The sequence below is a fragment of the Lysobacter sp. CFH 32150 genome (assembly GCF_022758295.1).
Taxonomy (GTDB): domain Bacteria; phylum Pseudomonadota; class Gammaproteobacteria; order Xanthomonadales; family Xanthomonadaceae; genus CFH-32150.
The window spans coordinates 24233-37552 of sequence record NZ_JALDWJ010000002.1 but is presented as its reverse complement, the minus strand read 5'-3'; the positions used below and the strand labels follow the sequence as shown (position 1 = coordinate 37552).

At 62.0% G+C, this 13320-nt stretch carries 9 protein-coding genes; 6 read left to right on the top strand and 3 right to left on the bottom strand.

Going from position 1 to position 13320, the window contains the following annotated elements; all coding sequences use genetic code 11:
• The first annotated feature begins 6 nt into the window (after positions 1-6).
• Entirely contained in the window at positions 7-1251 is a 1245-nt protein-coding gene (locus MO486_RS03645; RefSeq protein ID WP_242904669.1) for a beta-ketoacyl-[acyl-carrier-protein] synthase family protein, read from the top strand.
• Between the two features lie 42 nt (positions 1252-1293).
• Entirely contained in the window at positions 1294-2196 is a 903-nt protein-coding gene (locus MO486_RS03640) for a crotonase/enoyl-CoA hydratase family protein (RefSeq protein ID WP_242904667.1), read from the top strand.
• Positions 2197-2256: 60 nt separating this feature from the next.
• Here the strand turns inward: MO486_RS03640 and MO486_RS03635 are convergent, their stop codons facing one another.
• On the bottom strand, positions 2257-4368 hold the full coding sequence (locus MO486_RS03635; RefSeq protein ID WP_242904665.1) for an ATP-binding protein: 2112 nt from the start codon (positions 4366-4368) through the stop codon (positions 2257-2259).
• 200 nt (positions 4369-4568) lie between these two features.
• Between MO486_RS03635 and MO486_RS03630 the strand changes: the two genes are divergently transcribed.
• Positions 4569-4820: an acyl carrier protein gene (locus MO486_RS03630; RefSeq protein ID WP_242904663.1), complete on the top strand. Its 252-nt coding sequence runs from the start codon at positions 4569-4571 to the stop codon at positions 4818-4820.
• Between the two features lie 71 nt (positions 4821-4891).
• Here MO486_RS03630 and MO486_RS03625 read toward each other — a convergent pair whose 3' ends face one another.
• A complete protein-coding gene (locus MO486_RS03625) occupies positions 4892-6574 on the bottom strand; it encodes a long-chain fatty acid--CoA ligase (RefSeq protein ID WP_242904661.1) in 1683 nt (560 codons plus the stop codon).
• Between the two features lie 150 nt (positions 6575-6724).
• Between MO486_RS03625 and MO486_RS03620 the strand changes: the two genes are divergently transcribed.
• Entirely contained in the window at positions 6725-7162 is a 438-nt protein-coding gene (locus MO486_RS03620) for a nuclear transport factor 2 family protein (protein ID WP_242904658.1), read from the top strand.
• 58 nt (positions 7163-7220) lie between these two features.
• Here MO486_RS03620 and acnA read toward each other — a convergent pair whose 3' ends face one another.
• Positions 7221-9977, bottom strand: a complete 2757-nt coding sequence (gene acnA, locus MO486_RS03615; protein WP_242904656.1) for an aconitate hydratase AcnA — start codon at positions 9975-9977, stop codon at positions 7221-7223.
• A 519-nt stretch (positions 9978-10496) separates the two neighbouring features.
• Between acnA and nirB the strand changes: the two genes are divergently transcribed.
• Complete coding sequence (gene nirB, locus MO486_RS03610; RefSeq protein ID WP_255745763.1) at positions 10497-12953, top strand: nitrite reductase large subunit NirB; 2457 nt, start codon at positions 10497-10499, stop codon at positions 12951-12953.
• Positions 12943-13320 (top strand): nitrite reductase small subunit NirD, encoded by a 378-nt coding sequence (gene nirD / locus MO486_RS03605; protein ID WP_242904654.1) that lies wholly within the window; start codon positions 12943-12945, stop codon positions 13318-13320. The genes nirB and nirD overlap by 11 nt, the downstream gene beginning before the upstream one ends.

The window sequence follows — 13320 nt, the reverse complement described above, 5'->3', positions numbered from 1 at the left end:
GGGCATATGAGCAGAAGGGCAGTAGCCATTACCGGATTGGGGGTGTTGTCACCCATCGGGCTGGATGTGACCCAGGTCACGGCCTCGCTTTCCAGCACCCGCTCCGGTATCTCCCTGATCGAAGCGGCGCCCTTGAAGAAAGCTTTTCCCGCAGGAGTCATCAGACGCTCCTTCGAAGATGAGTTTGCGAAACTGGAACAGCCGTTCCTTGACCGTTGCCAGCACTTGGCGATTCTGGCGGCCCGTCAGGCCATCCTGGATGCCGGCTTCAACGATTTTTCCGACTATGGAATGCGCGCCGGGCTCTATTACGGCAATGTCAACGGTGGCGGTGCTACCGCGCAAGCTTGGTATCAGCAATTGCTCGTCGAGGGGAAGCAAGCCGCGCGGCCGTTTACGGCGATGGCGATCATGGGCAACGGCGGCGGGGCGCAGATCGCGATCCGGCACCAGATTCGGGGCCCCGTCGTCACCCACGCCAGCGCGTGCGGATCGTCGGGGGTCGCCATCGGCGAAGCAGCCCGCGCGATCGCCGACGGCTACTTGGACGTTGCGATCGCCGGCGGTGCGGAAGCGCCCTTGATGGCCATTCCCTTCAGCGTTTTCGATGGCACCCGCGCACTTGCGCCTCCCGACCCGTCCGATGTTGCACGCAGCTGTAAGCCGTTTGCGACTGACCGCGCCGGGCTGGTGCTTGGCGAAGGCTCTGCTTTCCTCGTGCTTGAATCGGAATCGCACGCCAGAGCGCGCAACGCTCGGTGCTATGGGTACGTGACGGGCTACGGCATATCGAGTGATGCTCACCACATCGGCATGCCGGAGGCGACGGGGCAGGCGGCAGCGTTGCGTGCTGCGCTGGCGGATGCAGGCATTGAACCTGGCGAACTCGATTATCTGAACGCGCACGCCACAGCCACCCATGGCGGCGATGTCATCGAGGCGAACGCCATCCGCTCCGTATTCGGCGACTCCGCCGAATCGGTGCCGGTGAGTTCCACGAAGTCTGTGCATGGACATCTGCTCGGCGCAACCAGCGCGCTCGAGTTACTGATCACGGTGATCGCCATGAACGAATCGTTGCTCCCAGCGACGGCCCACCTCGAAGAGATCGACCCACGCTGCGGATTGAATCACGTGGCTTGCCAGTCCATTGCAAACCGGCCCATTAAGCGAGCGCTGTCATTTTCTTGCGGCTTCGGTGGCACCAACGTGGCATTAGTCGTTGCGTGTGAACCGAAGGCGCCATCGTAGCGGCGATTTTTCAGAGGTGCCCCACAGCAGGAGAGCAAAGCAATGAACGCGGTCGAACTTTCTACATCGATAACGGAATCCCTATCGGCGAGTCGCATTTCCACAGACATGACGCGATCCAAGGTGAATACCTTGTGGATAACACTGAACCAGGACCCTAACGGAGGCCCCCAGAATTTCACACCGGCGTTGCTGGCTGAATTTCACGCCATGATGCAGACCTTGAAGGCGAGTGGCGGTCACTGGTCGCACGACGGGCAGCAGCTGCCCTTCCATTACGCCGTCATGCAATCCAATCATCCCGAATACTTCAGCCTGGGCGGTGACCTGAGCCACTTCCGCACTTGCATCAACGAGCGAAACAAGGCGGCGCTGTACGGGTATTCGAGGCGCTGCCTGGAGCTACTACATGACTGGTCGACCTTGCTCAAGGACACGGTGACGTCGATCACCCTGGTGCAAGGCCGGGCGCTGGGCGGAGGTTTTGAAATCGCGTTGAGTACCGATTTCCTGATCGCCGAGGAACAAAGCACCTTCGGGTTCCCCGAAATCATGTTCGGGCTGTTTCCATGCACGGGTGGTATGGGTTTGCTGGCCCGACGCGTGGGCGTCCATCAAGCCGAGCGCATGATGACCAACAAGCGAATCTATTCGGCACCGGAACTGCTCGAGATGGGCGTGATCGACGAAATCTGCCCGACCGGCCGTGGCCAGCAGGCCGTAGAACAGTTCATCGCGACGCATGCCTCCCGCCGGAAGGCCCGCATGATGCTACAGCGTAGCCGGCACCGTCTCGCACCGCTCGACTACCAGGAATGCGCCCAGGTAGTAGACGAATGGGTCGAGACGGCCTTGCAGCTGAGCGCTGAAGAACTGCGCGCGCTGGATATGCTGATCATGTTGCAGCAGGGACAACAGGCGGAACCTCGACGTTTGGCGGCGTGAACGGCGGGCACGGTTCGAAAATTCACGAGTGGGTCGGGGGTGGCCGAGGGCTGCTCCCCATCACGTGGATCGGCTGCGGCGATCAGGCCGTCGTGGCGTCAGGACATCGCGCAGGCCGGCGATGCTGCACCTGATCGCCTCTTCGATATCCGCCCGCCACTGTTGCTTGGTGTGCCGTAGCTCTCCTGCAGAAACCGTCATCAGCCGATTGGCGAGCGTGGCGAGGCGTACCGCTCCCAGATTGAGGCTGACCCCCTTCAGGGCGTGGGCGTGAAAGCGCACCGCCTCGATGTCGACGTTTTCCAGCGAGGGCATCAGTTCTGCGCTCAGCCGCTCCATGTCCGCGATGCCAGCCGAGAGCATCTTGGTCAGGAACTCTGGTGCTTCGCTGACTTCGCGCAGGACATCGAGTACCTGCAAATCGATATACGCGACCGGCACGGCCTTCAACAGCGCCGATGGGTGCTGGGACACCTGCAACTGCGAATCGGGACCTGGTTCGTTCTGGAACTGGCCGGCCAAGGCCGCGCGCAGTTTTTCGAACGTGATCGGCTTGTGCAAGAGTCCTGCCGCACCCAGATCGAGCAGCCGTCGCGTGGTGGCCGCAGTGGTATCGGCGGTGATGAAGAAAGTGGGTGCCGTGTGCACCTTCCCGAAGCGATACAACTCGAATACTTCGGCGCCATCCATGTCCGCCATATGGAAATCGAGAAAGACCGCGTCGAACGACATCGTATTGAGGCATTCAAGTGCCTCCGCACCGGATTGGGCGGTCGCGACAATGTGCCGGTCCTTCTTGAGCATTTCCTTCACCAGCATCAGGTTCGTTGCATGGTCGTCGGCGACCAGGATGTGCTTGGCGTCGACGGCATGGGCCGGCGCTTCCTCGGGGACCTCAGCGGACACTGAGGTGGCCTTGACCATGCGCAACTCGAACCAGAACAGGCTGCCTCGGTGCGGCACGCTCTTCACGTGTAACGTGCCTCCCATCAGGGTGACAAGCTCCTTCGCAATGGTGGTGCCCAGCCCGGTTCCTCCATATCGTCGGGCGGCGCCGGTGGATACTTGATAGAACGGCTCGAAGATCTTTTCCTGGAGTTCCGGCGGTATGCCGATGCCGGTGTCCTGCACACTGAATCGCAGCAAATACTCATCGGCCAGGTCTTCGATCACCTCCACAGAAACGTCCGCCCGTCCCTTTTCGGTGAACTTGATGGCATTACCGGCCAGGTTCATCAGCACACTGCTCAGTTCATGCGCGTTGCCTATCACGGCTTGTTGCACCCGCTCGTCCACCTGGACCGCGAACTCGATGTTTCGGACGGCAGCGATCGGCCTCAGCGTGAGCTGCAGGTGCTGCAATACGCTCGCCAGATCGAACGCGGCCGATTCCGGCCTGATCTGCTTGGCTTGATGCTTGGCCAAGTCCAGCAGTTGATTGATTTCCGTATTCAGTGCCGATGACAGCTTCAGAATAGCGGCGGCACGCTCGGAGATGAGCGGATCGCGCGTTTCGGCTTCGATCAGTTGCGCTGAAGAGACTATGCCGGTCAGCGGTGTGCGCAACTCATGACTGACGTTCGCCAGCAGCTGGGACTTGGCCTGGCTCTCACGTTCGGCATGTTCGCGAGCGGCATGCAATTTTCGGAGCAGCATCGAGGCATACAACGGGACCACGATCAGTAGCACGATGTGGGATAGCGAGATCAACGGCTGTCCCCGCCATACCGGCGAAACCCAGACCACGATCAAGAATCCGGCCAGCGTCACGCACTGGCAGATCCGCATCGGCACGACACCGACACGGAAACCGTGGCCGAGTATCGTGAACAGGTAGAAGCCCACGAAGACAAGGGCTGGCGGGCCCATCAGCGCCAGCCAGCCCGACAGCATGATGGGGTCGAGGATCGCCGTAACGACCACGACCTCCCAGGCCGAGAACGGCCGCAGGCGGGTGGCAAAGTGCAGCGCCACGAAATTGTAGGCGGCATGGATCGCGAGCCAGGCACCGATCTGCGTCCAGCCGATCGCGGGCGACGACGGCCCCCAGAACCAGATCGCAAGCACCATCAGCGCCAGGATCGGAAAACCCAGCTTCAGTCGAAGCAGGGCCTGGGCCTTCACACTGAATTCGATGTCGTGGTCAGATGCTAAGTGGCTTGCTGTTTTCATCTTGATCAGCGCCCCACCGCATTTTCGTGTGACCGGCAGCCCCCTTACGCCAGCCGGGATCGCTTCCTGCGGAGCATCGTAGTCCGACCGCAGCCAAACCGCTACTTACGCCAGCTACCAGGATTGGCGCCGTGATCGGGGCGGGCAGAATTACGTATGCTGCATATCCGTGCAGGAATCGATTTCCAGGGAGACGGTCTATGGACAAAGAGCAGGTTTTGGCGAAGCTGAAAGAGATGCTTCATGAGCGCTTTTCAATCGATATGAGCCAGCTGCGCGGTGATACGCGGCGGGCGGATATCGGAATCGACTCCATCCTGATGGTCGACCTGATGCTCGACATCGAAACCGAACTGGACTTCACTTTTGACATGATGGACATGCCGTCGAATCCATCCTTGGACGAAGTCAGCGAGCTGATCCTCAGGAACTTGAACAAGTCGGCGACCTGATCTGATACCCGAGTAGCCGCTGATCGCGTGATCAGCAGCTGCAACAGCCTCACGAGCCTATTGGGTGTTTTTCAGGACGCCTTGGCAGCTGAGTCGCGCAACTCGCGGCGCAGGATCTTGCCGACGTTGGTCTTGGGCAGTTCGGTGCGGAACTCGACGTACTTGGGCTGCTTGTAGCCAGTCATGTTCTGGCGAGCGTGTTCCTTGACCTGCTCGGCGGTCAAAGTCGGATCCTTCTTCACGATCACCACCTTGATCGCTTCGCCCGACTTCTCGTCCGGTACGCCCACCGCGGCGACTTCAAGCACGCCTGGCATCATCGCAACCACGTCCTCGATCTCGTTCGGGTACACGTTGAAACCGGACACCAGGATCATGTCCTTCTTGCGGTCGACGATGTAGAAGAATCCCTTCTCGTCCATCCGCGCCATGTCGCCGGTGTGCAACCACCCATCGGCGTCGATCTGTTTGGCGGTTTCCGCCGGGCGCTGCCAGTAGCCCTTCATCACCTGTGGGCCCTTGATGCACAGTTCACCGACTTCGCCGACCGGCAGCATGTTGCCATCCTCGTCCTTGACGCAGGCATCCGTCGATGGGATCGGCAAGCCGATTGAGCCGTTGTAGTCCTTCAGGTTCCATGGGTTGATGCACGCAGCGGGTGAGGTTTCGGTCAGGCCGTAAGCCTCGATGAGCGGGCAACCGGTGACTTGCTTCCAGCGTTCCGCCACTGCGCGTTGCACCGCCATGCCGCCGCCCAGCGTCAAGCGCAGGTGCGAGAAGTCGACCTTGTCGAAACCAGGCGTGTTGAGCAGGCCGTTGAACAACGTATTGACGCCGGTAATGGCCGTGAACGGAATCTTCGACAGCTCCTTGACGAATCCGGCCATGTCGCGCGGATTGGTGATCAGGTAGTTCAGCGCGCCGAGGTTCATGAAGACCAGGCTGTTCGCGGTCAACGCGAAGATGTGGTACAGCGGCAATGCAGTAACGATGAGTTCCTCACCGGGTTTCATGCTGCCGGCGATCCAAGCCGAGGCCTGCAGCATGTTGGTGACGAGGTTGCGGTGCGTGAGCATCGCCCCCTTGGCCACGCCGGTGGTGCCGCCGGTGTATTGCAGGAACGCGATGTCGTCGGGAGCGATCGCGACTTCGGGCAGCGCCCGCATCTGGCCGAGGGTGAGGGTGTCCTTGAAGCGAATGGCACCGGGAATGTCGTAATCGGGCACCATCTTCTTCACGTGCTTGAGCATGAAGTTGACGATCGCGCCCTTGGGGAAGCCCAGCATGTCGCCCAGGCCAGTGGTGATCACCTGTTGCACCGGCGAGTCCGCGACGACTTCCTGGACGGTCTGGCCGAAATTGTCGAGCACCAGGATCGCGCTGGCGCCCGAGTCGACCAACTGGTGCTTCAGCTCGCGTGGTGTATACATCGGATTGACGTTCACCACCGTCAGCCCGGCGCGCAGGATGCCGAAGATCGCGATCGGATACTGCAGGCAGTTCGGCAGCATGATCGCGACGCGATCGCCTTTCTTCAGCTTCAACTCGCCGAGCAGGTAGGCCGCGAATTGTTGGCTGAGCCGGTCGATGTCGCCATAAGTCAGCACCTTGCCAAGGTTGGCGTAAGCCGGACGATCGCGGAATTTGTCGATCGCGTTCTGCAACACCGCGACGATCGACGGGAATGCATCGATGTCGATCTGTTCGGGAACGTCGGACGGATAGCTGGACAGCCAAGGACGTTCGAAACTCATTGCGATCTCCCCCGAAATAACCGCTGGACGTCGGCAAATGCGGCGCCGTATGGGTGTTTTGAATGATTGGAGCACAGGCCCTAGGGGCTGGCAAGGTCAGTCCGGCCGCGCTTACGCTAGGCCCGATCACGTTTCCGGAATGGACCCAACATGGCTAGCCGATTTGGATCTATCGCCTGCATCCTGGCGTTGTGGGTCGGGACTGCCGGCTGCGCCCGCACCCCACCGGAGCAAGCACTGCGCGAGACCGTCGCCGAACTGGAGGCAGCGGTAGGGGAACGGGATGCGGCCGCCGTGGAAGCGCAACTGGCGGAGGATTTCATCGGCCCGGATGGGCTCGATAAGACAGGCGCGCGACGCCTGGCACAGGCGCTGTTTTTCCGCTATCGCTCTACTGGAGCAACGTTGGGCCCGCTGGAGATTGCACTGCAGGACCGTCACGCGACTGTCCGCTTCACGGCCGCACTGACAGCCGGCGCAGGCGGACTCTTGCCGGAATCCGGACAGGTGTATGAGGTCGAAACAGGCTGGCGCCTGGAAGACGATGAGTGGCGACTGGTTAGTGCGCAGTGGAAAGAGCGGCTGTGACAGCCAGATAAACGAAAAAGGCGGCCGCAGCCGCCTCTTTCTTTACGACGCGTAGCGCTTACGCCGCTTTCTTTGCCGCCAGCTGGCGCAGCACGTAGTGCAGCAAACCGCCATGCCTGAAGTATTCGACTTCCTTCGGCGTCAGCAGCAATACTTTGGCTTCAAAGCGGGTCTCATCGCCGCCTGGTTTCTTCGCGATCAACGTGGCGAGCTTCGCCGCACCGTCGTTGAGACCGACGATATCGATCGTTTCCGAACCATCCAGCCCTAGCGACTTCGCATTCTCGCCATCCTTGAACTGCAGCGGCAGGACGCCCATGCCGACCAGGTTGGAGCGATGGATACGCTCGAAGCTCTCGGCGACGACCGCTTTCACGCCCAGCAGGTTGGTGCCCTTGGCCGCCCAGTCGCGCGAGGAGCCGGTGCCGTATTCCTTGCCTGCGAAGACCACTAAAGGCACGCCGTCGGCCTTGTACTTCATCGCCGCGTCGTAGATGGCCAGCTTCTCACCGGCACCGCCGTTCTTCGGGAAGTACAACGTGTTGCCGCCTTCCTCGCCACCGAACATCAGGTTCTTGATGCGGATGTTGGCGAACGTGCCGCGCACCATCACGTCGTCGTTGCCGCGGCGCGAGCCGTAGCTGTTGAAGTCGGCCGGCTGCACGCCCTTGGATTGCAGGAAGCGACCCGCCGGCGAATCCTTTTTGATGTTGCCTGCAGGCGAGATGTGGTCGGTGGTGATCGAGTCGCCGAACAGGCCGAGCACGCGCGCGCCATGCACGTCGTTGATGTGGCCGACAGCCATGGTCATGCCGTCGAAGTAGGGCGGGTTCTTGATGTAGGTCGAGGACTCGTCCCACTTGAACGACTCGCCATCCGGCGACGCGATCTGGTTCCAGCGGCTGTCGCCCTTGAACACGTCGGCGTAGTTCTGCGCGAACAGTTCCGGACCGACCGTGGCGGCGATGGTGTCGCCGATTTCCTTGTTCGACGGCCAGATATCGCGCAGGAATACGTCCTTGCCGTCCGGGGTATGGCCAACGGGCTCGGTGTTCAGGTCGATGTCGACGGTGCCGGCGAGCGCATAGGCGACGACCAGCGGCGGCGACGCCAGATAGTTCATCTTCACTTCGGGATGCACGCGGCCTTCGAAATTGCGGTTGCCGGAAAGCACCGACGCGACGACGAGTTCGTTCTCGGCGATGCCCTTCGACACTTCATCCGGCAGTGGGCCGGAGTTGCCGATACAGGTGGTGCAGCCGTAGCCGACCACATAGAAGCCAAGCTTCTCCAGATCGTCGAGTACACCGGCTTTCTTGAGATAGTCGGTCACGACCAGCGAACCCGGGCCGAGCGAGGTTTTCACCCATGGCTTGGCCTTCAGCCCGAGCTTGACCGCATTGCGCGCAAGCAGGCCGGCGCCCAGCATCACCGCCGGGTTGGACGTATTGGTGCAGGACGTGATGGCCGCGATGACCACGGAACCATCGGCCAGGTCGCAATCCTGATCGTGGATGCGGATCTTCGATTTCGGCTTGGCAGCGAGGTGTTCGGCCTGTGGCTGGGCGCCGCCTTCGGCCTCCAGCCGCGCCACACCATTCTTGGCCTGGCGATTGACGGTCAGGCCCTCGAGATTGGCGTGGAAGTTGTCCTTGACCTTCTCCAGCAGCACGCGGTCCTGCGGGCGCTTGGGGCCGGCCAGCGAGGGCCTGACGTCGTTGAGGTCGAGCTCGAGCGTGGCGGAGTAGGTCGCGTGCGGCGAATTGGCGTCGTGCCAAAGCCCCTGCGCCTTGGCGTAGGACTCGACCAGCGCGATCTGCGCTTCGCTGCGGCCGGACAGGCGCAGGTAGGTCACGGCTTCGGCGTCGATCGGGAAGATGCCGCACGTCGCGCCGTACTCCGGCGCCATGTTGGCGATCGTCGCGCGATCGGCCAGCGGCAGGTGCTGCAGGCCGTCGCCGTAGAACTCGACGAACTTGCCGACCACGCCCAGCGCACGCAGCATCTGGGTGACGGTCAGCACCAGGTCGGTGGCGGTGGTGCCTTCCGGCAACTTGCCGGTGAGCTTGAAGCCGACGACCTGCGGAATCAGCATCGACGATGGCTGCCCGAGCATTGCGGCTTCGGCCTCGATGCCACCGACGCCCCAGCCGAGCACGCCGATGCCGTTGATCATGGTGGTGTGCGAGTCGGTACCGAACACGGTATCCGGGAACGCCTGCAGTTCGCCGTTGACTTCACGGCCCATCACCACGCGGGCGAGGTTCTCCAGGTTCACCTGGTGGACGATGCCGGTGTTCGGCGGCACGACCTTGAAGTTCTCTAACGACTTCTGGCCCCAGCGCAGGAAGCTGTAGCGCTCCTGGTTGCGTTCGAATTCGATCTTCCCGTTGAGCTCCAGTGCATCCGGGCGGCCGAACACGTCGACCTGTACCGAGTGGTCGATCACCAATTCGGACGGGATCAGCGGATTGATCTGGCTGGCGTTGCCGCCGAGTTTGCCGACCGCATCGCGCATCGCCGCCAGGTCGACCACGCAGGGCACGCCGGTGAAGTCCTGCAGCACCACGCGCGCCGGCATGAAGGCGATCTCGGTGTCAGGCTCGGCCTTGGCGTCCCATTGGGCCACGGCTTCGATGTGCTCCTTGGTGACCGTGACGCCATCCTCGTGGCGCAGCAGGTTCTCGAGCAGGATCTTCATCGAATAAGGCAGCTTGGCCAGATCGAAGCGCTCGCCGAGTTTCGGCAGGCTGGAATAGGTGTAGGACTTGCCGTTGACGTCGAGTTGCGCGCGAGTGGCGAAGGAGTCGGCCATTGGGGCTCCGGGTGCAGCGAGTAAGGGGGAGGCGGGGAGAAAACACGCCGAGATTCAGCCCCGTAATTATGCCGCAAACGACCACCCATGGAACGGAGGCTCATTGCATCCGGACGCTCTCGAGCGAAGCGTCAGCGTCCAACGAGCGACACAAGGCGAGCGCAATTTGCGGTGTGACGGGTGTGCGGAGGCCCTGCTCTGGCGTTGTCCACGCAGCGAAACGACATCCGTCGCGTGATGACGACCGCGCGCCCGCTTGTTGCGTCGCACCAAGCCGGGGCTGTCTGCACCGTACTGGTGCGTATTATCAGTTTCAACTGAAATCTTTCGTAATAAAAACAATAAGTTGCGACGAATTTGTACTGGCATGACACTTGCTTGGCCCTACCTGTTCCCTAGGAGGGCGTCCATGTTTCCAGAGCACAGGCCACCGCTCATCGACGAACCCGGCGTCGCCTTCGACTTGGTGGACACCGCACATCGCGCCTTGCTGTTGGGCCCCGTCAGGGGAACGACGCAATGAAAAAACCCAGGCTCGTCCTGATCGGCAATGGCATGGCCGGCGTACGCACGCTGGAAGAGTTGCTGAAACTCGCGCCGGACCTTTACGACATCACCGTCTTCGGCGCCGAGCCGCATCCCAACTACAACCGCATCCTGCTGTCACCGGTACTGGCCGGCGAACAGACGCTGGAGGAGATCGTCCTCAACGACTGGTCGTGGTACCGAGAACACGGCATTACGTTGCATGCAGGCAAGAAAGTCGCACGCATCGATCGTGCATCGCGCCGGGTGATCGCGGAAGACGGTACCGAGGCCGCATACGACCGCCTGCTGCTCGCCACTGGTTCGACGCCTTTCATCCTGCCGATCCCGGGGCGCGAGCTCGAGGGCGTGCTGGCTTACCGCGACATCGCCGATACCGAAGCGATGATCGCGGCCGCAGCGCGGCATCGAAGTGCGGTGGTGATCGGCGGCGGTCTGCTCGGGCTGGAAGCGGCCAACGGGCTCAAACGTCGCGGCATGGACGTGACCGTGATCCACCTGCTGGACAGCCTGATGGAGCGGCAACTCGATCCGACCGCGGCCAACCTGCTGAAGATTTCGCTGGAACAACGCGGGATCGCTTTCGCCATGTCGCGCAAAACCGAGGCCTTGCTAGGCGACGAGCAGGGCCGGGTGCGTGCCGTGCGTTTTGCCGATGGCGCAGAGATTCTCGCCGAGCTGGTGGTGATGGCCATCGGCATCCGCCCGAATGCCGAACTGGCCGAGCAGTCCGGCCTGCATTGCAACCGCGGCATCGTGGTCGACGACACCATGATGACGTACGACCCGCGCGTATATGCCATCGGCGAATGCGCCAGCCATCGCGGTGTTGCCTATGGCCTGGTGGCACCGTTGTTCGAGCAGGCCAAGGTCTGCGCCAATCACCTGGCACGCTTTGGCATCGGTCGCTATGCGGGATCGATCACGTCGACCAAGCTCAAGGTCACCGGCATCGATCTGTTTTCCGCCGGCGATTTCATGGGCGGAGAGGGCACCGAGGAAATCATCCTGTCCGATCCGATCGGCGGCGTTTACAAGAAACTCGTGCTGAAGGACGACAAGCTGGTCGGCGCCTGCCTTTATGGCGATACCGCCGACAGCTCGTGGTATTTCAAGCTGCTTAGGGACGGCCGCAACGTGGCTGACATCCGCGATGCGCTGATGTTCGGCGAGAGCAATCTCGGGGACACCGGCCACGGCGGCGCCGACAAGGCGATGGCGATGGCCGACGACGCCGAAGTCTGCGGCTGCAACGGTGTGTGCAAGGGCGCGATCGTATCGGCGGTCAAAAGCAAGGGGCTGTTCACCGTCGAAGAAGTGCGCAAGCACACCAAGGCATCGAGTTCCTGTGGCTCGTGCACCGGCCTGGTCGAACAGATCCTTGCCAGCACGCTGGGTGGCGATTATTCGGCCACGCCGAAAAAGAAACCGCTGTGCCCATGCACCGAGCACAGCCATGAAGAAGTGCGCACGGCCATCCGCGAAGAGCATCTGGTCGAGATGGCGAGCGCGATGCGGTACCTGGGCTGGAAGACGCCCGACGGCTGCGCCAGCTGCCGGCCGGCGCTCAATTACTACCTGCTCAGCACCTGGCCGCATGAAGCGCGCGACCAGCCGCAGTCGCGCTTCATCAACGAGCGCGCCCACGCCAACATCCAGAAGGACGGCACCTATTCGGTCGTGCCGCGCATGTGGGGTGGTGTCACCAACGCAAGCGAGCTGCGCCGCATCGCCGACGTGGTCGACAAGTACCGGATCCCTACGGTCAAGGTCACCGGGGGCCAGCGCATCGACCTGCTTGGCGTCAGGAAAGAGGATCTGCAGGGTGTTTGGCGCGACCTCGACATGCCCAGTGGCCATGCCTACGCCAAGGCGTTGCGCACGGTGAAGACCTGCGTGGGTTCGGAGTGGTGCCGTTTCGGCACGCAGGACTCCACGCGCATGGGTATCGAGCTCGAACAGGCGCTGTGGCGCATGTACGCGCCGCACAAGGTCAAGCTGGCGGTGTCGGGATGTCCGCGCAACTGCGCCGAATCCGGCATCAAGGATGTCGGCGTGATCGGCGTGGACTCGGGCTGGGAGATCTACGTCGGCGGCAACGGCGGCATCAAGACCGAAGTCGCCCAGTTTTTCTGCAAGCTGAAGACGCACGAGGAGGTGCTCGAGTACGCCGGCGCCTTCCTGCAGCTCTATCGCGAGGAAGGTTTTTACCTCGAACGCACCGTGCATTACATCGGCCGCGTCGGCCTGGATTACTGCAAGCAACGCGTGCTCGAAGACGTCGAAGGCCGTCGTGCGTTGTATGCGCGCCTGCAGGATGCGTTGCGCGATGAACCTGATCCTTGGCACGAGCCGGAGAAGGCGAAAGTCGATCTGCGCCAGTTCAAGCCCATTCCGATCACCGTCAAGGATCCGGCCTATGCGGAATGACAATGACCGCAACATCTGGCTGCGCGTATGCGCGCGCGACGAGATCCCGGTGCTCGGTGCACGCGTCATCCGGCGCGAAGGCGGCGACGACGTCGCCCTGTTTCGCACCCAGGACGACCACGTGTTCGCCGTGATCGATCGCTGCCCGCATCGCGGCGGCCCGTTGTCGCAGGGCATCGTGCACGGCCGCAGCGTGACCTGTCCCCTGCACGGCTGGAACATCGGCCTCGACGACGGCCACGCCGTCGCACCGGACGTGGGTTGCGCCCAAGTGTTCCAGGTGCGCGAACTGGACGGCAATGTGTATTTGCGGCGCGACGAACTGTTCGCTGCCGATTCGCCCGTCGCGCTGTCGTGTAGCTCCTGA

What these genes read in the sequence shown, in the direction of transcription:
- MO486_RS03645 (WP_242904669.1), top strand. Translation starts at nt 7, where the DNA reads ATGAGCAGAAGGGCAGTAGCCATTACCGGATTGGGGGTGTTGTCACCC.
- MO486_RS03640 (WP_242904667.1), top strand. Translation starts at nt 1,294, where the DNA reads ATGAACGCGGTCGAACTTTCTACATCGATAACGGAATCCCTATCGGCG.
- MO486_RS03635 (WP_242904665.1), bottom strand. Translation starts at nt 4,368, where the DNA reads ATGAAAACAGCAAGCCACTTAGCATCTGACCACGACATCGAATTCAGT.
- MO486_RS03630 (WP_242904663.1), top strand. Translation starts at nt 4,569, where the DNA reads ATGGACAAAGAGCAGGTTTTGGCGAAGCTGAAAGAGATGCTTCATGAG.
- MO486_RS03625 (WP_242904661.1), bottom strand. Translation starts at nt 6,574, where the DNA reads ATGAGTTTCGAACGTCCTTGGCTGTCCAGCTATCCGTCCGACGTTCCC.
- MO486_RS03620 (WP_242904658.1), top strand. Translation starts at nt 6,725, where the DNA reads ATGGCTAGCCGATTTGGATCTATCGCCTGCATCCTGGCGTTGTGGGTC.
- acnA (WP_242904656.1), bottom strand. Translation starts at nt 9,977, where the DNA reads ATGGCCGACTCCTTCGCCACTCGCGCGCAACTCGACGTCAACGGCAAG.
- nirB (WP_255745763.1), top strand. Translation starts at nt 10,497, where the DNA reads ATGAAAAAACCCAGGCTCGTCCTGATCGGCAATGGCATGGCCGGCGTA.
- nirD (WP_242904654.1), top strand. Translation starts at nt 12,943, where the DNA reads ATGCGGAATGACAATGACCGCAACATCTGGCTGCGCGTATGCGCGCGC.